This window comes from Cylindrospermum sp. FACHB-282 (genome assembly GCF_014697195.1).
In the GTDB taxonomy this organism is placed as follows: Bacteria; Cyanobacteriota; Cyanobacteriia; order Cyanobacteriales; family Nostocaceae; genus Cylindrospermum.
In genome coordinates this window covers 53,475-80,158 of sequence record NZ_JACJRJ010000021.1, presented here as the reverse complement: position 1 = coordinate 80,158, position 26,684 = coordinate 53,475, and the positions used below count along the sequence as shown (strand labels likewise).

General features: G+C 43.0%; 22 protein-coding genes and 1 CRISPR repeat array (1 of these 23 only partly in view). Of the genes, 7 read left to right on the top strand and 15 right to left on the bottom strand.

Annotated elements, in window-relative coordinates; translation table 11 throughout:
• A CRISPR array of direct repeats spans positions 1 to 1,433; the repeat unit is 37 nt; unit sequence GTTGCAATTCATCCAAATCCCTATTAGGGATTGAAAC; it reaches 1 nt to the left of the window's first position.
• 195 nt (positions 1,434 to 1,628) lie between these two features.
• The 3 genes from H6G32_RS12960 to H6G32_RS12950 form a co-directional block, all read right to left on the bottom strand.
• Positions 1,629 to 2,510, bottom strand: a complete 882-nt coding sequence (locus H6G32_RS12960) for a hypothetical protein (RefSeq protein ID WP_190458800.1) — start codon at positions 2,508 to 2,510, stop codon at positions 1,629 to 1,631.
• A gap of 70 nt (positions 2,511 to 2,580) precedes the next feature.
• On the bottom strand, positions 2,581 to 3,174 hold the full coding sequence (locus H6G32_RS12955; protein WP_190458798.1) for a DUF1517 domain-containing protein: 594 nt from the start codon (positions 3,172 to 3,174) through the stop codon (positions 2,581 to 2,583).
• 72 nt (positions 3,175 to 3,246) lie between these two features.
• Entirely contained in the window at positions 3,247 to 4,809 is a 1,563-nt protein-coding gene (locus H6G32_RS12950; RefSeq protein WP_190458796.1) for a pentapeptide repeat-containing protein, read from the bottom strand.
• Positions 4,810 to 4,890: 81 nt separating this feature from the next.
• On the opposite strand from H6G32_RS12950, the gene H6G32_RS12945 reads away from it, so the two are divergent.
• Both H6G32_RS12945 and H6G32_RS12940 read left to right on the top strand, forming a co-directional pair.
• Positions 4,891 to 5,730 carry a prephenate/arogenate dehydrogenase gene (locus H6G32_RS12945; RefSeq protein WP_190458794.1) on the top strand — a complete coding sequence of 280 codons (840 nt, stop codon included), beginning with the start codon at positions 4,891 to 4,893 and terminating at the stop codon, positions 5,728 to 5,730.
• 462 nt (positions 5,731 to 6,192) lie between these two features.
• A complete protein-coding gene (locus H6G32_RS12940; RefSeq protein WP_190458792.1) occupies positions 6,193 to 6,813 on the top strand; it encodes a TMEM165/GDT1 family protein in 621 nt (206 codons plus the stop codon).
• Between the two features lie 16 nt (positions 6,814 to 6,829).
• Here the strand turns inward: H6G32_RS12940 and H6G32_RS12935 are convergent, their stop codons facing one another.
• Positions 6,830 to 7,756 carry a tetratricopeptide repeat protein gene (locus H6G32_RS12935; protein ID WP_190458790.1) on the bottom strand — a complete coding sequence of 309 codons (927 nt, stop codon included), beginning with the start codon at positions 7,754 to 7,756 and terminating at the stop codon, positions 6,830 to 6,832.
• 379 nt (positions 7,757 to 8,135) lie between these two features.
• Here H6G32_RS12935 and H6G32_RS12930 point away from each other — a divergent pair, with 379 nt between their 5' ends.
• Positions 8,136 to 9,179, top strand: a complete 1,044-nt coding sequence (locus H6G32_RS12930) for a hypothetical protein (RefSeq protein ID WP_190458788.1) — start codon at positions 8,136 to 8,138, stop codon at positions 9,177 to 9,179.
• A gap of 82 nt (positions 9,180 to 9,261) precedes the next feature.
• On the opposite strand, the gene H6G32_RS12925 is transcribed toward H6G32_RS12930, so the two are convergent.
• The 3 genes from H6G32_RS12925 to H6G32_RS12915 form a co-directional block, all read right to left on the bottom strand.
• Positions 9,262 to 10,431, bottom strand: coding sequence for a homocysteine biosynthesis protein (locus H6G32_RS12925; protein ID WP_190458786.1), 1,170 nt, complete (start codon positions 10,429 to 10,431; stop codon positions 9,262 to 9,264).
• 101 nt (positions 10,432 to 10,532) lie between these two features.
• A complete protein-coding gene (locus H6G32_RS12920; RefSeq protein ID WP_190458784.1) occupies positions 10,533 to 11,360 on the bottom strand; it encodes a DUF4351 domain-containing protein in 828 nt (275 codons plus the stop codon).
• Positions 11,361 to 11,408: 48 nt separating this feature from the next.
• Positions 11,409 to 12,044, bottom strand: a complete 636-nt coding sequence (locus H6G32_RS12915; RefSeq protein WP_190458781.1) for a type I restriction endonuclease subunit R — start codon at positions 12,042 to 12,044, stop codon at positions 11,409 to 11,411.
• A gap of 245 nt (positions 12,045 to 12,289) precedes the next feature.
• Between H6G32_RS12915 and H6G32_RS12910 the strand changes: the two genes are divergently transcribed.
• Positions 12,290 to 13,291 (top strand): AlbA family DNA-binding domain-containing protein, encoded by a 1,002-nt coding sequence (locus H6G32_RS12910; protein ID WP_190458779.1) that lies wholly within the window; start codon positions 12,290 to 12,292, stop codon positions 13,289 to 13,291.
• A gap of 629 nt (positions 13,292 to 13,920) precedes the next feature.
• On the opposite strand, the gene H6G32_RS12905 is transcribed toward H6G32_RS12910, so the two are convergent.
• The 3 genes from H6G32_RS12905 to H6G32_RS12895 form a co-directional block, all read right to left on the bottom strand.
• Entirely contained in the window at positions 13,921 to 14,667 is a 747-nt protein-coding gene (locus tag H6G32_RS12905) for a DUF7873 family protein (RefSeq protein ID WP_190458777.1), read from the bottom strand.
• Positions 14,668 to 15,090: 423 nt separating this feature from the next.
• Complete coding sequence (locus tag H6G32_RS12900; RefSeq protein WP_190458775.1) at positions 15,091 to 16,224, bottom strand: AI-2E family transporter; 1,134 nt, start codon at positions 16,222 to 16,224, stop codon at positions 15,091 to 15,093.
• Between the two features lie 95 nt (positions 16,225 to 16,319).
• On the bottom strand, positions 16,320 to 16,511 hold the full coding sequence (locus H6G32_RS12895; RefSeq protein ID WP_190458834.1) for a hypothetical protein: 192 nt from the start codon (positions 16,509 to 16,511) through the stop codon (positions 16,320 to 16,322).
• 278 nt (positions 16,512 to 16,789) lie between these two features.
• Between H6G32_RS12895 and H6G32_RS12890 the strand changes: the two genes are divergently transcribed.
• Together H6G32_RS12890 and ftsH are read left to right on the top strand one after the other, a co-directional pair.
• Positions 16,790 to 17,458: a DUF1614 domain-containing protein gene (locus H6G32_RS12890; protein WP_190458774.1), complete on the top strand. Its 669-nt coding sequence runs from the start codon at positions 16,790 to 16,792 to the stop codon at positions 17,456 to 17,458.
• Positions 17,459 to 17,532: 74 nt separating this feature from the next.
• Positions 17,533 to 19,470, top strand: a complete 1,938-nt coding sequence (gene ftsH / locus H6G32_RS12885) for an ATP-dependent zinc metalloprotease FtsH (RefSeq protein WP_190458771.1) — start codon at positions 17,533 to 17,535, stop codon at positions 19,468 to 19,470.
• Positions 19,471 to 19,542: 72 nt separating this feature from the next.
• Here the strand turns inward: ftsH and H6G32_RS12880 are convergent, their stop codons facing one another.
• From H6G32_RS12880 to H6G32_RS12865, 4 genes are all read right to left on the bottom strand, one after another.
• Positions 19,543 to 20,103, bottom strand: coding sequence for a Uma2 family endonuclease (locus H6G32_RS12880; protein ID WP_190458769.1), 561 nt, complete (start codon positions 20,101 to 20,103; stop codon positions 19,543 to 19,545).
• A gap of 114 nt (positions 20,104 to 20,217) precedes the next feature.
• Positions 20,218 to 22,011: a WD40 repeat domain-containing protein gene (locus tag H6G32_RS12875; RefSeq protein ID WP_190458767.1), complete on the bottom strand. Its 1,794-nt coding sequence runs from the start codon at positions 22,009 to 22,011 to the stop codon at positions 20,218 to 20,220.
• A gap of 676 nt (positions 22,012 to 22,687) precedes the next feature.
• A complete protein-coding gene (locus tag H6G32_RS12870) occupies positions 22,688 to 23,851 on the bottom strand; it encodes a pyridoxal phosphate-dependent aminotransferase (RefSeq protein ID WP_190458765.1) in 1,164 nt (387 codons plus the stop codon).
• A gap of 8 nt (positions 23,852 to 23,859) precedes the next feature.
• Entirely contained in the window at positions 23,860 to 24,462 is a 603-nt protein-coding gene (locus H6G32_RS12865; RefSeq protein ID WP_190458763.1) for a DUF3318 domain-containing protein, read from the bottom strand.
• A 209-nt stretch (positions 24,463 to 24,671) separates the two neighbouring features.
• On the opposite strand from H6G32_RS12865, the gene H6G32_RS12860 reads away from it, so the two are divergent.
• Positions 24,672 to 24,932, top strand: coding sequence for a hypothetical protein (locus H6G32_RS12860; RefSeq protein WP_190458762.1), 261 nt, complete (start codon positions 24,672 to 24,674; stop codon positions 24,930 to 24,932).
• Between the two features lie 71 nt (positions 24,933 to 25,003).
• Here the strand turns inward: H6G32_RS12860 and H6G32_RS12855 are convergent, their stop codons facing one another.
• Positions 25,004 to 26,581 (bottom strand): iron uptake porin, encoded by a 1,578-nt coding sequence (locus H6G32_RS12855; protein WP_190458761.1) that lies wholly within the window; start codon positions 26,579 to 26,581, stop codon positions 25,004 to 25,006.
• Positions 26,582 to 26,684 lie beyond the last annotated feature (103 nt).

The following is a 26,684-nucleotide window of genomic DNA, read 5'->3' as shown; positions in this document are numbered from 1 at the left end:
TTGCAATTCATCCAAATCCCTATTAGGGATTGAAACTCAAGTAATTTTAATGTGATAGCTGTTAATCACCCAGAGGTTGCAATTCATCCAAATCCCTATTAGGGATTGAAACGGTAAAGCTAAAAATGCTAACACTGGATTTAATTCAAGTTGCAATTCATCCAAATCCCTATTAGGGATTGAAACACTGAAAGCAATAGCTACTTTAATACCATCTATAGTTGCAATTCATCCAAATCCCTATTAGGGATTGAAACAACAGAACTAAATCAGAAACAGCGGAAATCAAAATAGTTGCAATTCATCCAAATCCCTATTAGGGATTGAAACCCCCCGCTGGCGGTGAGCGTGAGATGACCTATGCGTTGCAATTCATCCAAATCCCTATTAGGGATTGAAACTTAGAACGGCGTAAATCAAATGATTTTCTAGCACTTTTGGTTGCAATTCATCCAAATCCCTATTAGGGATTGAAACGCAGCGCATTGTGATTACACTCGCTGGATGATGGTTGCAATTCATCCAAATCCCTATTAGGGATTGAAACTCATGAAAATATCCCTGATGCGTGGAAAGATAGGGTATTGTTGCAATTCATCCAAATCCCTATTAGGGATTGAAACTCAGGATCTAATTCGTACCAAGACATCGATCCTAGGTTGCAATTCATCCAAATCCCTATTAGGGATTGAAACTTATATCCAAGAGGTAAAAACATAATAACTGGTGAGATGTGTTGCAATTCATCCAAATCCCTATTAGGGATTGAAACATGTTCGCTGGGTGTCACTGGAAGATTTGCAGAGATGCGGTTGTTGCAATTCATCCAAATCCCTATTAGGGATTGAAACTGCTTGTAATTCGAGAGCGTCCATAACATTGGTTGCAATTCATCCAAATCCCTATTAGGGATTGAAACATTGACAATCAATCATTAGACTCTTTTTGGATAGATCCCTAGTTGCAATTCATCCAAATCCCTATTAGGGATTGAAACCACAAGCTTTTTCTCTTGCTCAAGCTTTTTCTTGTTGCAATTCATCCAAATCCCTATTAGGGATTGAAACCTAGCTGGGGTATGCCGTAATCAGCAAAGTTTATGTTGCAATTCATCCAAATCCCTATTAGGGATTGAAACACAAGGTTATGCAGCCAAACTCACCGACTTAGGAATTGCAGGTTGCAATTCATCCAAATCCCTATTAGGGATTGAAACTTAATGCTTGGGTGTCTGCAACTGGGGAGACTAATGCTAGTTGCAATTCATCCAAATCCCTATTAGGGATTGAAACCGTTCCGCTGTAGCCAGCGAAACCAAAAATCTGGTTGCAATTCATCCAAATCCCTATTAGGGATTGAAACGAAGCTGAAGCACCGTGGCTCAAGGATTTTAAAGGTTGCAATTCATCCAAATCCCTATTAGGGATTGAAATATTTTAGCGGTCGAGTATAAATTGGCAGAAGTAGACAAATACAGCGCATTTCATCTGAGTGAAATACACAAGGGCAGGCAAGATGCCTACCCTACAAGAGTTTTATTATTTATATTTGTACCTCATTTACCTGCAATTTGCTGTATTTGTAATGCAGGGGTAGTACATTGTCGTGCCCCTGCATTTTTGAATCGTCTAACGTCGTCTGCTGCCAAAACCAGATGAGCGGCGGCTGGAAGAACGGCCCCCACTACCAAAACCACTACCAGAATTGCGTCTAGTTGAACTAGAGTTACCAGAAGGTCTGAGTGTGCTGCTACCATAGCCGGAACCAGTGGCGCGGCTACCGGTATTGGTGGTTGGTGCAGTCTGGACAGTTGAACTTCCCGGATATGATCTTCTAATGGAGCCTGTACTGCGGAAAGCAGTACGATTCCTCACAGCTGCGGGTGGTGCATTGTAGCGAGTTTGGTATCTTTCAACTGCTTGACCATAGTTGGAGCCATAGCCACCGTAGCCAGTCATTATCCCTCCTGGTTGATAGACAGGGGGTACATAATACTGGGGTCTAAATAACATACTACCGATCGCCTGTCCCGCGACGCTACCAACTAAAGAACCAGCAAAGGGCGCCCAGAAACTATTTTCTCGGCGCACTACCACGGTTTCCTGCTGTCCGGTTTGGGGATTAGTTTTGTTTTCGGTAACGTTGTGGACGTACTCGATTTTAAAGTCTTCTGTCAGGTACAAAATCGGCTGTCCCTTATCCACTTTTAGATAAGTTTTCTTACCCTCCTTAATTTCATCATCAGTCAGCCGTGCCATTTGCAAATTTTCGGTTGTGAAGGTTGGGGGTTTATTGCTAAGTAAAAATACTGTATACTCCCCCGTTCCATCATCATAAGTAGCTTGCTGCACTTGATACTGACCATCACTTAGCTTGGTGGTAGTGGAGGTTTGGCTAACATTTTTCGCTGAAGAGTTAGTTTCGTTTCCTCCCCCACAGGCGACAGTTGTCAAGCACAAAGTCAAAGCTAAAAAAACGACTGTGAATTTACGTACTATGGTCATGATCATTGCATTACTGTTCTATCTAGTAGCTGAAAAAGTTCTGAATGTGGGTATTAATTACAGACTACCCAACAAGTTACAAGGGAATCAATTCCGGATAATACTGCAACAGCTGATCGTTAGTGAGTTCATCACCTAACTGGGCTGGTGAGTAATGTACTTGGATGGCCCGGAGTTTATGTTTGTAGTGCAAATTTATTAAAGCTTTCAACCCTTCTTTCAGCGCCTGGACGTTAGAAAGGTCAGTTTCTAATTCTGGTACTTCTCCGTTATAAGCCACTGTAATCATCACAATGACGTTGCGTGTCACAGGGATAGAAAGAGGTTCATCACCACGAGAGGCAGAACTAAAATCTGGTTCAGCGCCGTATCTTTCGGCGGAGTCGTTAAATAATTCATTCACATAATCTCCAGCCTCGCCTTCGTCCCAAAATACATCGCCTTCATTGGCAGCAGAGAACCAGTATTCATCAAATCGCAATAAGGTTTCACCGATTTCAACTAATCCTTCTCCCAATACTTCCAACTCGCCATCAGAATCAATTGCTTCCCTGGCCGCACGATTTAAAGTTCCCAAAATGGGTGCTACCTCGCTTCCTGATAAATGTAGAAACAGGCGAAAGACTACATAGCGGGTTCGACCTATCATCCGATTAAAGGTATCTCGCATTTTTATGCTCCATAAATTGGTTTTTACTTTAGTAAGTATAGAAAAACAACATGGTTAATTGTGCATCTTCTACTAACTGATTGGGTGAAAACCTCTGAGAAAATCCATAATCATATTTGACGATGGCAGGATGTTATTTGTAGATTCACTAGATATCTCATTATAAACTAAAGGGCTAAGAGCAGAGTGGTTAATCAATCGCTTCCCAAAATAGGGATTGTCATACACCATCAGAGTCTGAGCGCTAGAGTTTGTTAATATTGTCTGGGTAGGGACTTTGACAAAGTTTAATTTTGCTGCTATCTCCAGATTTTTTTTCGTTTGTTTAATGATGTTGGCTTTACTGATAGCTTCTTCTATCAGCAGGGTTAATTGTTTCACCAGATGGGGAGATTTTTTGTCTTCGGGAGTATGAAGTTCGCTCTTGATGATTTCGGCGATCGCATAAATATTCTTTTGGGTGGTGACGCCATCTTGAAAGGGAAGAATTGTGATGTAAGCTGTCGGGAATAAAGCTTCATCACTATCTACGCGGAAGGTGAAAACAGTCCGGCGAGGCCCGCTTTCCATTGTTGGGGGTTGTTTGAGTCCCCAGTATTCCTGAGCAATTTGGTAATAAGCCCCAGCCAGAGCAAAGTTTGCTTCATGTTCTAGTGGTGCATCAATCACAATCCGGATTGTCGGCGAGGTGGCATTAAAAAAGTCACGTGAGTCTTCAGCATCAAACTTTTGAATGATGGTGCGATCGCCTGTGGGAGAGAGGTCAACCCATTCGCAAGTTATACCTTCAGTTTTTAAACCAAACCGAGAGGTGGCATAAAGTTTGGCCCCAGTTAACATTGCTCCCGATAAGTCCGCACCAGTCCATTCTGCTTGAATGAATTTTGCTTGAGTTAAATTGGCGTGTACTAAACTCGCATTTGTTAAATTGGCGTTGCTTAAGTCTGCCCCAATTAAATTCGCGCCGCTCAGTTTTGCCCCGCTTAAATCTGCCCAGGTGAGATTTGCCCCGCTTAAATCCGCCCAACGGAGGTTTGCCCCACTTAAATCTGCTCCACTGAGGTTAGCAAGGCTGAGATTAGCCTGTTTAAGTTCGCTATCTCGTAAATTTGCACCACTGAGGTCACTGGAACTCATCTCTGTGGCGTTTAAATTAGCCATCTCTAAGTTTGCTTCTATCAGAGTACAGCCTCTCAAGTTGGCTTGGCTCAAGTTGGCGCGACGAAGGTTTGCTTGTCGCAGTGTAGCTTGTCGCAAATCGGCGCTGGTGAGGTTAGCCTCGAACAAGTCAGCACGACTAAAGTTAGTACGAATTAACTCGGCGCGAATCAGGGAAGCGCCTCGGAGTTGGGCGCGACTGAGATCGGCTCGAATTAAATTAGCAACGTTGAGACTGGAGTTGTTGAGAATGGCGCCGACAAGATAGGCGCCGCTCAGTCTGGCCACATTCATCTGAGCATAGCTGAAGTCCGATTCCCCCAGATTTGCTCCACTCAGGTTAACTACACTCAAATTAGCTTTGCTCAGATTGACGCCACTTAGTTTGATGCCACTCAGGTTAGCTTCAGAGAGATTAACGCCCCTAAAGTCTAAGACTCCTGCGGCATATTTTTCTAGCAATTCCTCTACAGTCATGAATGCGATTCCTCAGATGCCTACTTTAATAGTTGAAAGTATGCAGAAAATAAATATAAAGATAGTAGGTCAGAATCAAAAATGAAAATTGGTATTTTAGGTCTGGGGCTGATAGGCGGATCTTTGGGTTTTGATTTGCGATCGCAAGGACATGATGTTTTAGGCGTTAGTCGCCAGGAATCAACCTGCCAAAAAGCGATCGCTCTCGGCAATGTCGATCAGGCATCAGTTGAACTTAGTCTGTTGGCAGATACAGAGGTGGTATTTATTTGCACACCCATAGGGCTTATTGTTCCCCAAGTTCAACAGTTGATCGCTCATTTGTCTCCCGGTACAGTCGTGACTGATGTTGGTTCGGTGAAAGCGCCCATAGTCCAAGCACTTTCCCCCCTGTGGGAACACTTTATCGGCGGTCACCCCATGGCGGGCACAACCGATAGTGGTATAGAAGCTGCACAGCGGAATTTATTTTTTGCTCGACCTTATGTCCTCACACCAGTAGATACAACACCAAGGGTTGCTATTACAGTGGTAGAGGAAATTGTGCGATCGCTTGGAGCAATTATCTACCATTGTCACCCAGAGCAACATGACCGCGCTGTGAGTTGGATTTCCCATTTACCCGTAATGGTTAGCGGTTCATTAATTGCTGCTTGCATTAGTGAAACTGACCCCGACGTGTTGCAATTAGCCCAAAATTTTGCTAGTTCCGGCTTTCGGGATACCAGTCGTGTAGGTGGTGGCAATCCAGAGTTAGGAGTGATGATGGCGCAGTATAATCGTCAAGCATTACTGGGTTCACTGCAACAATATCGCCATAAGCTCGATGAATTGATTCACCTGATTGAGCAGGAAAATTGGGCACTGCTAGAAAACAAGTTACGATCAAATCAACAAGCCCGACCTAATTTTGTTGATTAATTAGCCCAGATTGGATTTTGAATTATTTAATTTCATTATCCAAAATTTAAAATCTAACATTTGGTCATTACAGCAATTTTCAATTAATTAAACCACACTGTAGAGACGTTACATCCAAGGTCTCTACAGAGGTTTGAATTTCTGATGTGTGGTTCATTTACCTGAAAATGGCTGTACTTTTTAAAGCGGTAAAGGTGAAAAAATAGCCCGACTGTCTTGACCCCTACCAGAGACTAATGTATAATTGGTAGCAGATAGAAGGGGAGTAGCTGCTGGCAAAAAGTCAAAAAGCCAGTACATCTGAGTCAACATACTGGCGATGAGCCTGGTTCAGGTGGCAAGTAATTAATATTTGAAAGCGAGACCTTCACTGAGTTCACACAAAAAAAGTGTGAGCCTGGTGAAGTTTAGCCGCTCTCATCAAGCTCACACAGGTAAAAAATCCTTCAGGAGCTTGAGAGAGTGTTAACAGCATTTACAGCAGGTTTATTACTAATTTCGATTTCTGAGCTAGGCGATAAAACCTTTTTTATTGCTGTAATTTTGGCAATGCGTCACTCGCGAAAACTGGTATTTATCGGTGTGACAGCGGCTTTGGCGGCGATGACAATCCTTTCTGTAATCTTCGGAAGATTGGTTTCTTTGTTGCCAAAGGGAATAATTCATAACGCCGAAATAGCTTTGTTTATTGGTTTTGGGATTAAGCTGCTGTATGATGCTAGTCGGATGCCTGGTTCTGCTGGTAATACAGAAGTGATAGATGAGGCAAAAGCTGCGGTAGAACAGGCAGAATCGCAGCAACCAAAGCAAAAGAGCGACTGGGGAATTGTATTAGAAGCCTTTGTTTTAACATTTATGGCAGAGTGGGGCGATCGCACACAAATAGCCACCATTGCCCTAGCTGCCAGTAATAACCCCATTGGCGTAACTTTGGGGGCTATTTTAGGACACGCCTTATGCGCGGCGATCGCAGTTATTGGGGGCAAATTAATTGCCGGACGCATTTCTGAGCGGCAAATCACCTTCATTGGTGGGTGTCTGTTTCTGATCTTTGGGGCGATCGCCATCATAGAAGGAGCTTAAAGCTTTCCCCTCCTCATCATGGGCTAGGTGTGCTTCCAGGGGTAGGTGAGCTTGCCGGCGATGGTGCAGGGGTAGGAGCAGGGGAAACAGCAGGGGTAGGAGTAGGGGCTGCTGCTGCTGCTTTTTTGATTTCGTCTTTGTACTGAGCAGGTGCTAAAGCCGAGGCACTATCAAACAAAGGTTTTGCTTCTTCCACTTTGCCCTGTTCCTTCAGTAGCATCCCCTTTGCTAAAATAGGGCGAAAATCTTGGGGATCTTTCTTAATTGCTTGGTCATAGACAGAAATAGCTTGCGGATAATTTTTCTGGAAGGCGTGGACACTGCCCAACAGCACCTGCACAGCCACTATATCAACACTTCCAGGCTGAATTGTATTTGCCTGGGCAGCATTAGACAGAGTCTCTTGCAGCAAGCCAATAGCCGCTTCGGGGCGTTGCTCATTAATCTGGAGAGTCACCATTCCTTGCAGAGCTTTCAGATCACCGGGTCTCGTTGCTAAAATTGAACGATAAGCGACTGCGGCTCCTTCCTTGTCGCCAATTTGCTGCTTTGCTTGTGCCAAAAGCACAGCGTATTCTGACTTGTCTGGATTCAGTTTAGCCAGCTTTTCTAGGGGTTCAATTACCGCTTGAATGTCTGCTGGTTTAATCTCACCCCTGCCTTTTTGACTCAGTAATTGTAGCCTTGCCTCTAACACTCCCTTGAGTGCGGTTTGATTTTCTGGTTCCTTTTGCAAAACCAATTCATAACCCCGGACTTGATCATCCAATTTTGATTTTTGGTCAGAGGAAGGCAAACTGCCATTGGTACTAGCAGTATTCTGGGTTGGGGATTGCTGATCATTCAATGCTCCAATTATGGGCATGACCGAAACCCCAATGAAAGCAATAACAGCCAGAGCCAACACGACCCGAACTATCCAGCGATTGCGTGGTTGAGACACAATTTTGTCATCCTCCTGAACTCTAATGAGATTAATATTTACACAAATCCCAAAGTTAAAAAATTCCAAAACTTTGCGGAATACCGTCCATAGACTGTGAATTTTATAACAAATAACTATCCACACTGCTAAAGTAAGTGATGACTTTAGGAGGAGCCGTCAGAATTGTACCTATGATATGCTTCCGAAATTAGTCTAAAGACGTTAAATTACACATTTAGTGTATAAATGCAACATTTCGCGTCTTTTTTGTTCTCACAGGGTGCGCTGAAGTGGCTTTATTGAAAGGAAATATACTTTTATTAGCCGCACAAACGCTCTTTTCATCTGCCTTTGTAAAATCCCACAATGGGATGTGTCTCCGCCGCAAGGAGTTTTTATGAATTCCGACCTGATGCCGTCTCCTGAATCCACTAACCTTTCTGCCTCTAACCAGGCCCAGACTAACCAAACTAAGACAGAAGCAGTCGCTAATGTTCCCACAGTAGCAGCTGAAGCCTCTAAGCTAGAAAATTCCTCGGTTAACCCTAGCGATACTGACTCCAATGGGAACTTAAGCAATCGACAGCAGCCGATTCCACCTCCCAGTGAACCGATGCAGTACCGAGCCATCGGGTTAGTTCGGGGTCGCTACCATGCCAGCAGTGAACAATTTACTCAAGGGACACTGCTGACAACAGATGATGTAGAACTCAATGCCGTCCTTCTTGGTCGAATTATGAGTTTAGTCAAGAATCACTTGGACTTAGAAAAAGAACATCTCTGGGTAGTTTACCCCCGCACAAGGCAAGAAAATGACACGTTGCACCTCCAAATTGTCGGAGTTTGGGAGCCAGAAAATCTGGCTAAAAATTTCATAGAGGAGGACAACGAAGATTCGGGTTCGCAAGAGTTGCAGACCGAAGATGAAGTTTTAGCCGAGAACTCCCAAGAAACTACAGACACCCTCACACCCTCCTCAGACATTCCCGATGGTGGTTTTTCCGTGCGTGGTGAGGTAGTTTACCAGTCTTTTGATGCTAAGAGCTTGGTAGTCAAAATTAAGCAGGCTCCACGTAAACCAACTGATAAACCTAAGTATTTTAAGTTGAAACTGAGGGGCGTGCTGACCACCAAAGCTGTAGGCAAGTTCTGGGATTTCAAAGTCAAGCGAGAAGCTGACATATTAGTTGTAGAAAAAGCTGATGCGATCGCTGACTTGCCCAAAAAACGCAAACCACCATTCAAAGGCGGGCCCCGTGGTGGTGGCAGTGGCGGTGGCGGTGGTGGTGGAAGAAGACCATTCCCCCCCAGACGGGCTGGGGAAACTCCACCACTACCAATCAAGAAAACAGGCGGCGAACCCTCTGCGGTATCTAAACCTATACCAAAACCACCCGCGCCTAAACCCATCATCAAGCGACCAAAACCAACCCAAGAGTAGGTTAATAAGTAATTGGTAATTGGGGATTGGTAATAGGTAAAACTCTTACCCATTACCCATTACCCATTACCCATTACCAAGATTAAAAATCTGTCCAGCGGTCTTGGGGTAAAAAAGAACGCTCCATTGGAATCGGCGCAACAGCTTCTGTGAGGGTAAAAGTGCCTGCTTCAATCCATTGTTTCAACTCTAGGGCGACTTGCCTGGAAAGAAATAAACTGGCTAAAGGGGCGACTCGCACTGTTTTACCCTCAATGGTGATACGTCCAGATTTAAGTTGGGCGTAACTCACCAAACCAAATGTAGGACGAACGCGCCGGGGAATAGAAAAGTCCACTATCGGCGCGACTAAGTCCTTATCTACTACAGCACAACGTTCAACTACTGCTTCATTTAATACAGGAAGTGGTACACCTACGCCCAACATTAATGAAGGGCCATAACTTTTAAAGTAACAACCCCGCACCCACCGAGCATCCATTTGCTTGGCATCACCAATTAAAGCCAAGGTGGCAGCCGGGCCAATAGGTGTATGGTTCGCTAAACGTTTTTGTAAAGGGAAGTGCTGCGTGCCTTCCCAAGCAACATAGCCAATACCACCGCCTAAAAAAATTCTTGTCCCAATGCCGACGAGTTGCAAATCGGGGTCATTGAGTAGGGGGGAAATCGCGCCAGGGTTAGAGTAAACCGCATTCCCCAGACGGGGTTGTAAAGGTCCGAGATAGGTGAAGAGAGGGCGATCGCCTCCATTCACTCCCACAATAAAATTTTGGTAAAGATTGCGCGGATTAAATAAATAAAACTGATTGATCGTTTCCTTGCTAACTGTGGTTTCAAAACTCGCCCGTGGATAACAATCTGTAACCTGTCCTAACGCCCGTACTGATACAGGTTTCCCCGCAATCAAATCTTCTATAACATGACCACCGCCCCGTTCCCGCACTTCTTCCCCATCCATCACCTCCACCGCACAACTAGCACCCAAGTATAAATCTACCGCCCCAAAACCAGGGTATGCAGGCACACCATCCAACCAGCAACGGCGAATTTTGATCGGTGGATCAGTGTGTCCGAGATTAATAATTGCCCCACTTGACTCCATCGGCTCAAAGGTGCCGGTCGTAATCACATCAACTTCTTTAGCCGTTTTAGTAACACCAATTTCGGCAACTCGTGCTTTTAACTCTTCAGCCGTCAACACCACCGCACGTTTACGGCTGATTTTTTCATTAATTTCCGCAATAGTTCGCATTTTAAAAGTAGCGGATTGACATCTTAATTATCGGACTAAGTAGAGCAACGTAAATAATTAAAGGTTTGTAGTGAGGGCTTCAGCCCTCAAATTAGTTTATTCTAATGACTGTCTAACCAGCTAATTAAATCAGCTTGAGTGGAAAAATCTAACAGTGCTTCTGCCAAATTTTCTAGTTGATTGGTGGATAATCCATTAATCCTCTGTTCTACGTCAGAGCCAATGACACCAACCCGACGATTCAGCAGACGTAAAACTAACGTCACCTCTCCTTGTTGTTTTCCGCGTTGCTCTCCTTTTTGGAGAATATCTTGATAAATCACAGATTCTTGCATAATTTCCTCTCGGAATAGTTGTTGAATCAAATCTTTGTTAAAACGCAAACCAGCCAAAACCTGTATACAAGCCGATATATTTGTTCGCTTATCGCTTTCTTCGATCATATCGACTTGGGCGGCTACTTGCTCTAATAAGGCATTGGGTGAATCGCTTCTAGCTAAAGTCGCCAATGGTAAAAGAGCAGGATTTACCAATAATGGCGCAGGATCTTCTTCCCATAAACGAATAACTCGATACTCATGTCTAGTTTTGGTGTCTACATACTGAGTATTAAAGACAATTTCTGAGGTGCTGGGTTGAAGAAAAATAATTACCTGCTCGATTTCACACCAATATTGGCGTTTTAATCGGGTGTAATAATCCAGCATCCGAAAGTCTATTGGAGTTTTGGATTTGGGTTGAGTTTGAAATTCCAGATGCAGGATTTGGTTAGAGACTTGCAAAAATGTGACAGCATCAGCGCGAATTGGTTCTAAGCTGAGTTCTGTTTTTAGTACTTGGATATCGTCCGTGTCAGCCGAAAGTAACCATTTAGCAAATTCAGCGGGGTAGTTTTCGGCGAGATATTTGCAGCTATTATCGTAAGCCAAGGGTGAAATTATTTTGAGTAATTTTGAATAGAGATATCATACATTCCCTCATTTTAGTGCTGCTTGTCCTAATCGCTTTAAAATTTGCAAAACTTCTGCTAATTCATGACGCCGAGGAAATAGCGAAAATGTGCGTGATACGTCGTATTGAGGTGTATCTGAGAGAGTTAGTTTCAGAAATATAAATTCATCACCGTTTGTCGCCATACCAAATACTGGTTTATCAGTTTGGGTAGTAGTTAGCATATAGGCTAATAACTGCGGTAATGCTGCTAAAACTGGAATGCTGTTTCGTTTAGATTCAACAACAAAAATCCAAAGTTTTTCTTGCACAACTAGCGTATCAATAAAACCGCGAATTGTTTCTTCAGGTTCTTCGATTTCTAAAGCAATGCCATAAGGTGAGCGAATTCGGTAAGGTGGATCTAGAAAACCTGCAAGTTCCAATAATGGCGAAACTACTAAGAGATTAATTGTACCTTCCAACAGCAGACCATCAACGCGATGGTAGTCATAACGCTGCTTGATGCGAGTCACACCCGCTTGTTCTTGCTGATTAAGTTGGGGTAAGTCTTCAATCCATTCGCTAAAAAAGCGCTCATCTTCTGCTTGACGCAAATTACAGCGTGTTTGTAAATCGCTCAAGCTTTTAATGGTGTCAGTAATGCCAACGCTGGAAACCATTTATTAACCTAGTGATCAGTCTATCTTCATTATCTGCGATCCTGTATACCAAATAATTAAATGATATGGTATTGGGAAGGATAGCAATGATACTTAATAAACTAAATTTGTCCTTGATAACATGATGCTACTTGTCATATACACGTATTAATTGTATATTAATAAAAGTATTAGCAATCGCGGCTGGATACACTTTCGTAATTAATACAATAACTCTAAAAACAAAAACCTAATCAAGGTGTGTTATGTCATTATCTATCTACAAACAAAATATTTCTCGGTTGACTAAACAAGTAGCTGAACTTCAAGCAAAAGCTAGTCAAGAATCAAATAAAAAGGCTCAATTGATAGGACAAATTGCAAGTATTAGACAAAGTATTACAAGTAATCCAAATCCCAAGTTAATTAGTTCTAAAGAAACACAAATAGCACAAATCACTAGCAAATTATCAGCAATTGAAAACTCAGAAGCTAATATCAGCAGAAAGCTCTTCGGTAAAAGGTGTGAATTAACACGTAATGAAGAAAGGCTTGCTCAAGAAATAGAGAGGCAGTCTAAAAAACAACAAAATGAAGAACGTAGGCTTTCAATAGATCGAAAACGTCAGAATGCCGAACAACTTAGGCAATTAAAGGCATTAAACTCAGAACTTGAAAGGCAAAATAAATTAAAAAAGCTAGGAATAAAAGATGAACTTGCTGCATCTTCTATAGATCGGGAGATTATCGAGTTAATTTCTCAAGGAGAAGGTCATTATTTGGAGTTTAAATCTTCTGTACGTTGGGACATAAAGCAAAATTCTGAAAATAGAGCCCTGGAGAAAGCTATAGTTAAAACTGTTGCCGCTTTCTTGAATTTTCAAGGTGGAACTTTATTAATTGGTGTAGCAGATGATGGTCATATTTTAGGGCTTGAAAATGACTATCTAACAGCTAAAAATAAGGATAGAGATAGTTATGAACTACTCTTGCATGATCTATTGCTTACAAACAATTTTGGTCATCAATTTATTTCTTTTATTAGTATAACGTTCCATCAAATAGAAAGTAAAGAGATTTGCCGAATTATTGTTAAGCCTTCTAAAGAGACCGCTTATGTTAAAAATGGACAAGCATCAGAATTATATATCCGCACTGGAAATTCTAGTCGGCAATTAGATGCTAAAGAAGCAATTGAATATTCTAAAAACCGCTGGGGTGGAGTTGAGGATAACAACAATTACCATGAAGAGTCAAATCACAGTTAGTAGGTTTGATTGAGGGACGAAACTTAATACTAACAGGGTATTTGTTGGGTTTCGCTTTGCTCAAATGCCACTTCACTCAACTCTTGGAACCCCCGTATGTGAGTGGCTCCCCAACCTACAATTTTCTGACTACAGCAGGTTTGATTTATTTGAACTACATCTATCGTAGGGACACAGCATTGCTGTGTCCATAACCCGTGGGTTTATTTAGCTGAAAATGGCTGAAATTTAAAATCCCCCAGGCGCTTTCCTTGCCTGGGGGTGGTAACTAAAAGTTATCAGCTTTTAGGTGCTTTGTTTCACTACTTCCGCCTAGTTAATTTCCGGTTACTGTAAATTTAATCTTTAAGTCGTGGTGTTTTACCGCTAAACTACCAGCCCAAAATTTTGGAGGACCGGACAAGATTTGAACTTGTGTCCCACTGACATTTGTTTACAGAGGTCGATGCAGAAGGTGAATTTTTAAGTTTAGATTGGAGCAATAGCCTAAAACTAATTCTGAGATTTATTGTGTCAGGAGTGCCTTTACCATTTGGCTATCCCCCGGTTTAATGAAGTCGAGGGAGTAGGAATCGAACCTACAAATTCTCCTATAGACACTGAAACTAAACTTGCGCTCCAATATTATTCTACCTGAAATTTGACGGTGCAAACAAGTAACCAAAAATTGATCTGGCAACTTGATTTTGTTCGGTAACTTCTAAACCGTTTGCCTGTTCTCTAGCAAAAATAACTTCTTGGGTTAGTCTGTCTACGCGCCGTAGCAATTCATTTTGCCTTGCTTGGGAAATCGCCCCAGAAAATTTAACTGTGCGCCAAGTTCCTTCCGGCACATCTTCAGAGGATTCTTTCACTTGTGCGGGATGCTCTTTTGTGGCTTCATACAATACCACCGGTTTAACTATTCGTTTGGTTTTAGTGGTGTATTTGGCTTCTGTAGCAAAGCACGCTTGTTGCTGATCATAAATCCAAGATTCGCTATTATCTAAGACGGGTAGTGTGGAGATGAAGGTTTTCATGTCAGTTAACTGCTTTTCTAAAAATAGCAGATAAGAAACAGGTACTTCCCGTAAGATTGTTGTTCCATCAACTACTATATCTGCTTTGGCTTGAGCATTAGCCCAATCTTGGGTTGCACACAAGTTAAATAATTCTGTGCAAGCTTGCTCAAATTGAGTTAGCAAATCCTCTGCTTTCATTTGCAATGTCTGATTTTCTGGGGGATAGACAAAACCATCTTCAGCTACTGGCTGAAATGTTCGCGAAATCCCCTGAAATAGGGCACTCTTTTGAATTAGTTGATAAACAGATGTTTTAGCTTTTGCGGTGTTGGCTTTAACTGTTTGAAGAATTGCTATGACTTGATTAAGTTTCAACTTTTACCCTCCTATATATAAATGTAAAATCTGTCTCCTACTAATGTAGAGACGTTGCATGCAACATATCTAAACTCCCCTTAGTATTTTGGTAAGGGAGCTAGGAGGTTAGGTGTGTTTTATATTTGTAATATACATACTACAATATAGTAGACAACATGGCAAGCAGGCGCTATTGGGACTTTAATCTTGATTGCTGGACAGGCATCTTGCCTGTCCTACGGTGTGATTTATTTGGGTGATTTACCTAAATCGGCTTAATAAGGTAGGTTTGGAGTGTAATTTGCATTAATCTTGATTGCTGGACAGGCAAGATGCCTGTCCTACGGGGTGATTTATTTGGGTGATTTACCTAAATCGGCTGAATAAGGTAGGTTTGGGGTGTAATTTGCAAGAGGAAGAGGACTAGGGCGAGATGATACACTATTCATCATCACTATTTGTAATTTCTGCTTCTCTCTGATCATTTCCTTTAGCTGCATCCTCAAATCTAGGAGATTCTGAAACTATCACCAACTCTGTAGCTGGTTGATGATTATCCCCCCATTGATCCAAAACGTCTTTAATTAATACTTCTTGCACCCAAATTTTAGCGACAACGGTTAGAGGTAGGGCGAGAAATAATCCTAAAAAGCCAAAGAAGGTGACGAAAAATAGCTGAGAAATTAAGGTTACTGCTGGGAGTAGTGAAACTTGCTTCTCCATGACGATGGGGGTGATGAAGTTGCTCTCAGCTTGTTGAATGAAGAAGTAGAGAATAAAGACAGCAAGGACTTTCCAGGGAGCATCCAAAAGTGCGATCGCCATTGCGGGTATGACGCTGATGGTTGGCCCCAAGTTGGGAATCAAGTTCATAAAGCCTGCCAAAACCCCTAGTGCTAGGGCTGCCTTGACGTGCAAGACTGACAAGCCAACCATACTCATCAAACCCACTACAGAGACACCGATGGCAGCGCCTGTGATCCAGCCTTCTAATGAGACTTCACATTTCTCTAAAATCCCATCCACCCGTCGCCGATAAAATGAGGGAAACAGCCGGACAAATACTTTGCGGTAAGCGTCCGGGTTGGCTAAAAACATCCCTGTTAAAACCAACACTAGCAAAACCTTGAGGACAACTTCTAAAGAACCGGAGACAAAGGCGAAGGAGTTTCCTAAAGCCCGATTAATTAAAGGCTGTGCTTGTTCGCTCAGACTGTTAAGATCGGGGATGTAGGGCAGTAATTCGATAGGAATATGAGTTCTCAGTTCATCAAGCCCAGTATTAAAGCGCCCAAAACCTTGGGGAACGCGATAGGTTAGTTCTCGAAATTGCTGGGCAAAAGGCGGCACTATCAGCCAGAAAAAACCAATGACACCAGCAAAAAACAGAGTCACTGCTAGTATAACGGCCAATCCACGACGCAGACCTGAGCGCTGAAAGCGTCGCGCCAAGCGATTTAAGGTAGTTGCTAATACGACTGCGGCAAACATCAGTAAGAGTACTTCCCGAATTTGCCACAATATGTATAAAGACAGTACTAGCGCGATTAGACCGATCCATTGACCGAGGTTCACAGGCGGACTCCCAACACTTGGCGAGATGCAATAATTTTCTAGTGCAGTGCAGCTAGGTTAGCTGATTCTACCAACTTCCGCCTTGATGATTGTATTTAGTTTTGTGTTTGTCTGGGGATTCGCCAAAGTAGTGCGATCGCCATAATTACAGTAGGTAACAGAACTATAATTAGCGCGTTCGTGGCTGTCGCCGGAATCAATAAACTCGGTGCTGCATATTTAATTAATAGCGATAGCACAGCTGAAAGTAGAAGCAGTTTCAAAATAAATCCCATTTGATTTTCCATAAAAGTACGGCAATACACATTTTTTTGTAGGGTAGACACGAATTTTGACTGTACTGTCTAATATCTACAATAGACATCACCAGCAACTGCCACAATCGCTAACATCAACATCATGGCTTAAGCAGTTGTGTTATTTCTTGCTTTTGACTACTTAACTTAGAGAAGAATCCTCATCTTTTTTCTTAGTGTCTTATATCTATCTCCCTAAAAATTGAATGTGGGTGATCCTTCTAACCAGATTTGGGTGAGCGATAAAATAATTTGATTTACCAATCCCCATGATCTATCTACCAGTTTCATTACTTTTATTTCTGGTGTTATTGCTGCTACTACCATTTATTTGGTTTACTGTGGCAGTAGATTTGGTAGAAATTGCCGTTGCCAAATTGGGAATTTATTCTAACATTGCCTTTTTATTGCTGGTACTAATTATTCTCACCAGCACTATTAATATACCTTTATACCGTATAGAAGCTCCCATCCAATTAGCAGATGATTTCGCGGCGCTGTGGGTAGGAGAATTTTGGGGTCTGCCTTTAAAGAAAGTGCCTCGCTCAACTGTGATAGCTCTAAACGTGGGCGGTGGCTTAATTCCGGTCGTGTTGGCACTGTACCAATTTTCTCAGGCAAATGCTTTCTTGATTTTGCTAGTTACTGCCATTGTTACTATTGTGAGCTACTTTGCGGCCCAGGTGGTACCGGGAATAGGTATCCAAATGAATCCGTTGCTGGCTCCCTTAACTGCTGCTGTATCTGCAATGTTAGTTGCCTCACCCCATGCGGCTCCTGTGGCCTTTGCCGGTGGTGTTCTTGGGACTCTAATTGGTGCTGATTTGCTGCATCTAAAAGATATTCAAGCGATGATTCCGGGGGTATTGAGTATTGGTGGTGCTGGTGTGTTTGATGGCATTGCTTTGTGTGGTCTATTTGCTCTGTTATTAACCTGATTGCTGTCAGGTTTTAAAAATAAAAATCAACTGACTAATAACTAATAAAAAATTTGAATTGAGGGTTCACCAAAATGCCTGTAGAAACTAATAATAATCAGCAGCTTAAACCACCGAAAGTTCGGCAGTTTGGCGGCAGCTTTTTAATTTTGCTAACTCTGTTGTTACTGCTTAACCTAATTGTACCGAGCTTTTTTGGGCGGCGGTTACCAGAAGTTGCTTATAGCACCTTTTTGGCTGAGGTTGAAGCGGGTAAAGTAGTTCGGGCGATTGTCGGGAGCGATCGCATTCAATACTCGATTAAAACCGAAACTCCCGATGGCAAACCCGCAGAAAAGGTATTCACTACCACACCAGTAGCTATCGATTTAGATTTACCGAAGATACTCCGTGAACATAATGTAGAGTTTGCCGCACCACCACCAAATCCAAATAACTGGATTGGCACTTTACTTAGCTGGGTGGCACCGCCGTTAATTTTCTTTGGGATTTGGGCTTTTTTATTCAGTCGTCAGGGTGGTGGCCCGGCGGCGCTAACGGTAGGTAAAAGCAAAGCGCGGATCTACTCTGAAGGCAGTACTGGCGTTAAATTTACAGATGTAGCTGGGGTAGATGAAGCCAAAGTTGAACTTGAAGAAATCATCGATTTTCTCAAAAATGCGACTAAATACACCAATTTAGGGGCAAAAATTCCCAAAGGTGTGCTGCTGATTGGGCCTCCAGGAACAGGTAAAACAATGCTAGCAAAAGCGATCGCAGGTGAAGCTAGCGTTCCCTTCTTCAGCATCTCTGGTTCAGAATTTATCGAATTGTTCGTTGGTGTTGGTGCTGCAAGAGTCCGCGACTTATTTGAACAAGCCAAACAACAAGCTCCCTGTATCGTCTTTATCGATGAATTAGACGCCCTGGGTAAGTCTCGTGGTGGTGCTGGGCCAATTATGGGCGGCAACGATGAACGAGAACAAACCCTCAACCAGTTACTCACAGAAATGGATGGCTTTGATGCCAACACCGGGGTGATCATTATCGCCGCCACCAACCGCCCCGAAATTCTCGATCCCGCCTTGCGCCGTCCCGGTCGCTTTGACCGCCAAATTTTGGTTGATCGCCCTGATAAAATCGGTCGGGAAGCAATTCTCAAAGTTCATGCGAGAAGCGTTAAATTGGCGGAAGATGTCAACTTGGGAACTATTGCCATTAGGACTCCTGGCTTTGCTGGGGCAGATTTAGCCAACCTCGTAAATGAAGCTGCACTGTTAGCAGCGCGGCAAAATCGCCAAGCAGTAACAATGGCAGATTTCAACGAAGCTATTGAGCGCCTAGTTGCTGGTTTAGAAAAACGCTCTCGCGTACTGAATGAAACCGAGAAAAAAACCGTAGCCTATCACGAAGTTGGTCATGCCATCATTGCTGTTTTGATGCCTGGTGGTGGTAAAGTCGAAAAAATCTCTGTTGTTCCCCGCGGTGTGGGAGCTTTAGGTTACACAATTCAGATGCCAGAAGAAGACCGTTTTTTGATGGTAGAAGATGAAATTCGCGGACGGATTGCCACTTTGTTAGGTGGACGTTCTGCCGAAGAAATTATATTTGGTAAGGTGTCTACTGGTGCTGCTGACGATATCCAAAAAGCCACAGATTTAGCAGAACGGGTAGTAACAATTTATGGAATGAGCGATCGCCTCGGGCCCATAGCCTTTGAAAAAATTCAACAGCAGTTTCTCGAAGGTTATCCTAATCCCCGACGGGCTATCAGTCCCCAAGTAGCTGAAGAAATTGACCACGAAGTCAAGCAAATTGTCGATCATGCCCACCACATCGCCTTGAGTATTCTGCAACATAACCGCGACTTACTCGAAAAAACCGCACAGCAACTGTTGCAAACAGAAATCCTCGAAGGTAAACAACTACGGGAACACCTCCAACAAGCGCAAGCACCAGCAGAAATGGCAGAATGGTTGCGAACAGGTAAATTATCTGAAGACAAACCCTTGTTACAAACACTCTTAGTTTAGAAACTTTTGTAAACCCAGCGTAATTCCTTCGCGTCCCTTTGCGTTTTCCTTAGCGCCCCTTTGCGTTTAAACTCAATCAAAACTCAACCAGCCAAAAACATCATTAACCGTCAATTCCAACTCAATACCCGCAAGTATTGGTAATTTATCAGCACCCTCATATAATTCCACTTTTTGACCAGGAAACACAGCCAGAATACTTTCCTCTTCTGAGTTGATCAACCAGCCCAACTCAGTACCATTTCGTGAACAATGCAACAATTTAGCCAGCACTTTTGTTTGTTTTTGGTCTGGAGAAAGAATCTCAATTGCCCAATCAGGGGGAATTTCAAAGCGGTTAGCAATTCTTCCAGAAGTCGTTTTAGGGATTCTGTCCCAGCGAAACACAGCTACATCGGGAACGATAGAAGCACCACCAAAGGTGCAGCGTAGTTCTGAGAAAGCGTAAGCAATTTTTTTTGGCTCAGTTATCTGGTTGATAACAGTACAAGATTTAATCTGTATTCGGCTATGTTCTCCCTGTGGCATAGGCTTTTGTGTAATTTCAGCATTGATAAATTCTGATGCTGGCTCAGTTTCTGGCTGTTTGATAAATTCTGCCAACATTAGTTGGGGTTGAATAGCTACAGTCATAGGTTATTTGTCCAGTGACAGTTTTGCAGGCTAATTTTATTATCTGTGAAGCGATCGCACAAACAATAACGCCAAGAGAAGAACTCTTCGCGTTCTTTGTCTATTTGCAATTTATTAACTTTTTTGCCAAATCTTAATCGTCTTATCCAAACTGCCACTCACCAACATATCCCCGGAAGCGGTGAAAGCCAAGGCTGTAACTGTGTTGGCATGACCAGTAAAAGTACCCAGCAGTGAGCCTGTTTGTAGATGCCACAACTTGATAGTTTTATCAGCGCTACCACTGGCGATAATTTGCCCATCTGGACTAAGTGCGATCGCGGCTACAGCATCCCCATGCCCCTTGAGAGTGTGAAGCAACTCCCCAGTCTCCAACTGCCAAATTTTAATCATCTTATCCCGGCTACCACTCACAAGCAATTTAGCATCAGCACTGATTGCTAAAGAACTAACAATATGAGAATGACCCATGAGAGTATGCAGCGGTTGTGTATCCTGTAAAATTATATTTCCCTCTTGGCATGAAGTGCGCCAAACCTTAATTTTGCGGTAGCTACCCGTAATCAAAATTTGTCCATCTTGGCTCAAAACCAAAGAATGTGCCGCTGTATCATCTAAAGACAAAGCAATCTTTACCTGACGTTGGCGCAAATCCCAAAACAGAATTTTTCTGTCATCCCCCCCAGTTGCTAACATACTGCCATCTGGGGAAAAAGCCACACACCTCACTACCCCATGATGCTTGTGCAGAATATCTATTAAATCTAATGCCCCAGTATGCCAAATCTTAATCGTCGAGTCTGCACCACCACTCACTAACGTTTGTCCATCTGAACTAAAAGCCAGAGAATTAACTTCATCCACTAGCCCAGATACCACCCAAGGATATTCTGATAAAGTCTCAATTAATTCACCCTTAGCTAAATCCCATAACTTCGTCTCTCCACGGCTACCACTGGCCAATATAGGCACAGTTGTCTCATGCTTACAGCCTGAACTATTCGCCGTCAGCGTTCTCGAAGAATAGGCTAGGCAGTTAATACCTCTAGTGTGCCCTTTCAAAGTTTGCCAGTATTCCCAGTCACCGATAATGCTCTTGTGGGGATGGTCTGGTGGCAAAGTCTGAATCGTCTCTACCATGATTTTTTCATTAACTACCAAGGGCGGATCTTTAATGGTAATCAGTGATTCTAAATACCAACTTAATCCTCCCGCGTACAACAAATTACTCGGAGTGATGTACAGCTTTGGATCTATAAACTCAAGTTGATTTGTAGGCAAAAACCCAGTAATTACCGCTTGTTTTTCATATCCTAATTTACCAGTAAAAGGAAAAAACAGACACAGAAAAATTAATACTTGGTGATTTCGCAAATCTTCTTGAGTTACTGACCACCGGATTTTATCTTTCTTAATACCGTTAAAACTTTCTCCATCGGTAACATAAACTTTAATACTCAACTTGGGGTTATTCGCTAGCAAGTAAAGAAATTTACTTTCACCGCACAAATTTCCCTCATCATCTAACACCATGTTTTCTGTGGTGTCTTGTGGCACTTTTTTCACCAACTTGCCCAGGCGTTCTGTCATCACCCGCTCAACGATTTGCTCTCGCAAAAAGTAATCTTCTGCTTGTCGCTGGAAGTATTTGGGAAAGGGTATCGCCCAATCGGGGGGTTCAGGATATTCTGGCGGTGTTGGTGGCGGATTTTTGGCAAGAATCTCAGCCTGTTGGCGTGTAACATCCAGTATTTTTGCCAAAGCCTCGCCCCAAAATGCCATAATTTCACTGTGGCAACCTTTGACTTGACTTGACAATAAAGATAAGTCGCAAGTCTTGGGTTTTTTCACACGTTGAAGGAAGTCAGCTTGTTGAGCTTTGAGTAAGCTAATCCAATCCATCTGCATGAGAGCGGCAAATTATTGCATACCTACGGTAAGTCATACTAATGTAATTCCTCAAGTCATAACTTTTAGTTTATAAACAATTCAGTAATTCTATTAGTCTAATAGAACACAAGAACCTGGTTACATTTGCAGTAAAGATGCACCTCGGTAATATTCTGGCATTTGATCAACTGATGGGGCTGGGTTATAGAGATTTAAATGATGTCTGTCAATTGTAACGAAAGAGAAAAACAAGATACTGTCTCTAGAGAAACAGTTCTCGCTGCAATGGAGGGGTTTCGTTAAAGTTATCCTTTCATTGGCGGTTCCTGATCTAAAATCTATTCGTTAGATGGGTAAACTCGGAGCTTTTTGGCGGCATCACCCAATATCTTGTATGAAAACGAGATTATACATCGCGCAGATGTTGCCCAAGTGGTTGTCGGCTGTTTAATTTCTGACAGTGCCAATAACCCAAGTTGCGGGTAATAGGTAATGGGCAATAGGTAATTGGTGATTAAATCCCAGTTTTCATCCTGTTCATCCTTTAATCCTGGACATCCTGATTCTGACAGTTTTCCTAACTAGCAACTTACGTTAATAATAAAATATTGTCTGCAGTAGACCGTAATATGGTATGTCCCGGACAACCAGAGTTTGTGGAATTGAGTTTAGATTAGTTGTTAGGGTGCACTATTTATAATATCGCTTGCAGACCTTGGACTAATCTTTCTATACCTGCTTTTGCTGTTTCTTTTTCCAGCGCACCATAAGCAACACGCAGAGAACATCCGTCTTCTATACCAAAGGTTGTACCAGGAATCACTGCAATTTGATGTTCTTGAATCAGTCGTTTAACTAAATCAAAAGCATTCATTTTGGTATGCACTTTTAAGAAAAAATAGAAGGCGCCATCGGCGGGGACGATGCTACATAAGTCTTGGAGGCGATTGAGTGAATTTAGTACTAGTTGCCGCACTTGAGCGATCGCACTAATATGTTGTTTTAAGTAGTCGCTTTTTGCCTGCAATGCCCCGCAAGCAGCATACTGTGAGACTACTGGCGGACAAATCAAAATCGTATCTTGGACTTTTTTGACGGCGGTAAACAGATGTTGGGGAATCACCATATAGCCAATGCGCCAACTAGCGAAACCGTAGGCTTTGGAAAGGCTATAGAGGGAAATTGTATATTCACTACTGCCACCAAATGCACCAGGGGAGGTGTGTTTTACCCCGTTGTACGTAAAGTATTCATAAGCTTCATCGCTAATATGGTAGATGCCGCGATCGCCACAAATTTGATTAACTTGGTGCAATGCCGTTGCTGAATACACTACCCCGGTGGGATTGTTGGGGGAAATTGTGACTATGGCGCGGGTTTTGGGGGTAATGGCTTGGGCTAGAGCATCAGGACGCAATTGGTAATATTCATCTGTCGCCACTAACACCGGATGACAACCAGCCATTGTAATCGCCATTTCATGATTGAAATAGTAGGGCGTATTCAAAATAATTTCATCCCCTGGGGAGGTGATCGCCAAAATGGCGTTCATAAACCCCATGTTGCTTCCCGCTGTGACGATGATGCAATTTTCTTGATTGATTTCTATGCCATTGAAGGCTGACAATTTCGCCGCCAGTGCTGTCAATAATGGGGGTATGCCTTCAACTGCTTTGTAGAGATGATTCCCTGGTTCAGCGAGGAATTTGGGCAACATCTCTAATGCTTCTGGTGGCGGGCTGTAATATACAACACCCTGCCCTAGGGAGATGGTTCCGGGAGAGTTTTTAATCAGTTCCCCGACAACAGGAATGATCGGCGACTGTACGTCCTGCATTCGGGAGGTGAAAGATTTCATATCTATATCTATTTATAGTTTTCGGGGACACCCACTGGTGACAAACCGGCTATCGCCCGTAAATTTTGGCAACGAATCAACTCGCTAAAATTTAAACCAGAACGCCCTTCAATTTTGGCGATCGCCTCAATTCCAGTCAACAAATGCTGGGCGGCTTCTATTTCTAAGTAACCCCGCCGCTGGGCGATGCGAATTGCTGCTGCGTCGGCGTTTAACTCTGACTCTAAAGATTGGTTATTGCGCCAGACACTAAAAGCAGAGATCGCACTTAACCCCAATGCGATCGCCACACCCACCACATCAGACTGTGCAGATTCAACTAATCCGCCCACCAGTGCCACCAACAACACACCTTGATAAACATCTGGTTTAAACCACTGTACCCCTGTCAACCAGCTCACCATCTGCAACAGCAGTAAGTCCCGTTGTGGCTTAGTCAAGCGACGCCACAAATCGAAGTTAATATATATAGGTCGCTCTTGATTCCAGGGTAGGGGAAAGACTGCGTCCATCACCTTTTTCTGCTCCGGCTTGCTGACTATTTTTGTCGTCATCCGACCAGAAGCAGGCATCACATCTAGTAAACGGCGAATTTCAACATTTTGCTCCATAATTTTAATTATTAGTCATAATGATCAATTTTTCATGCTAACCTTTAGTTTGTGAGATACAATAACAAATTTTTTATCTCAACTTAAAGACTAAACAGGCGGTTAAAACCTCATCCACAGGAGACTTTACCAGCCAATCCAAGTTATTAAAACCTTGGTTTTGTTGGAGTCCGCCCTGGCTGATTATTTGAACTACACTTAATATTTACATGGACGCCTTTGCTCCCAACCCGCCTGAATGGACGAATAAAGCAATTCACGCATACCAATTTTACTGTCCTAGCTGCCACTCAAGTAGTCGAGAATCTGTAGCAGTTTGGCTCAATCGGCGATCGCCTGTGATCACAGAAAACCATCGCCGCAAATGGCAGGAATTTTACCATTGTCACTGTGGTTATGTCTGGTGGGCGTGGAGTTGCGATCGTCCCCCAACAAATTTGTCGAATCAACCAGATAATCATCCCACATAAGCTAAATTTTTCCCAAACAAAAGCCCGCCAAAAGACGGGCTTTCGCTTTTACTACTAAACCACAACCAATCTTAGAAAGTGAAGGTTGTACGCAGAGTACCTACGTAAATAGTATCGTTATTGTTATTGTGTTCAGGATTGAATATCACCAACAAACCAGGAGTGACAGCAATATTATCGGTAACCTTGACCTTGTAGAGACCCTCTAGATGATAAGAGGTGTCAGAGTCTTCAGTAGTAATATTACTACCGCCAGTGACTTTGGGTGGTTGACCGAAGATCACACCTAAGACGTTGCCTTCTCTACCCAAATCTTTTACACCAAGGGTAGCAGCCCAGTACCAAATATCAGCGTCCTGATTGCTGGTTTCAGATTGAGCAGTAGTATAACCTACCCAACCACCAAGAGTCAACTTAGAACTGGGTTGGAAGGAGGCTTGTAGACCGTAGTTGTTCGATGAGGCAGCATTATTAGCACCAAATGGTCTATTAGCATTATCACCTCCTGTACTTTCAAAAAGCCTACCACCAGCACCTTGATAAGTGTGAGCGTAGGTTAAAGCTGCGCTGAAAGCCTTATTGGGCTTGAATGCTAACTGACCGAAGATAGTATTATTGCCATCGAATACACCGTTACCATCAGTGGGGTCGTTAGCTTCCGATGCGAGATAGGCTGCACTTAAGGTTAAAGCGCCTTGGGGGTTTAATTCCACCGTCAAACCACTACCACCAGCCCCTTGGCGATAGATGGGGCTGAAACGTCCGTAACGGGAGATAGCACCTGAACCACTGCTTTTGAAATCAGGGTTGAAGACGTTGACGTTGTCGTACAACTCAGCACCACTAGCGTCAACCTGGACACGTGCTGGGCCCAAGTTGAAGGCATAGTTGATTTTATCTATTTCAACTCCGTTATCAGTTGCTTCGGCAAAGCCTAAGCGGGTCATTCTTGTACCCGTTACGGCCTCATTTTGGACGAAATTGCCAGCATTCAACCGGATTTGCAACTTGTCTTTACCAGTGAAGCTGCTTTCTAAGGTCAACCGAACGCGGTCAGAAAATGTGGTGTTGCTTTCCAAACTTCCACCACCTGCTCTCTGATCACCGAAAGCGTCAGACAGAGCAAAAATAGCTTCACCCTTAAGCTTGGTGGTGGTAGAGAATTGATTGGCTTCCAATTCAGAGGTGCGGGCTTCTAAAGCATCCACACGACCGCGCAGAGTTGCCAGTTCAGCAGAATATTCTTCTTGTAACCGCTGTAAGGTAGCTAAATCTTCTTTGTTTACCAGGTCAGCACTAGCTGTGGCAATTAGTTCGTTAACTCTATCTAAACAAGCATTCAAACCAGCAGCAAATTCATGACGGGTCAATGCACGGTTACCACGGTAGGTGCCGTTAGGATAACCAGCAATACAGCCGTAGCGTTCAACCAAAGACTGCAAAGCTTGAAATGCCCAGTCTGTAGGTTGCACATCCGAAAATTGAGAAACGGATGTTACCTGACCCATGTTGTTAGCATCTTGGGACAACTGAGCAACAGTTGTTAGTTCCTCGTTGGTTTCACCAGCTAAGGCGTTGTTAGCAACGAAAAATGTAGCGGCAACAACAACTGGACTGACTTTGAGAACATTCCAGAATAGTTTTATCATGCTTTTAATCTCACTCACACCAGACTAATTCAACTATGATCAAGTCCCTTTTGTTAAGGGAATTTACACATATATCCAGAATAGATTGTACAATATTTACGAT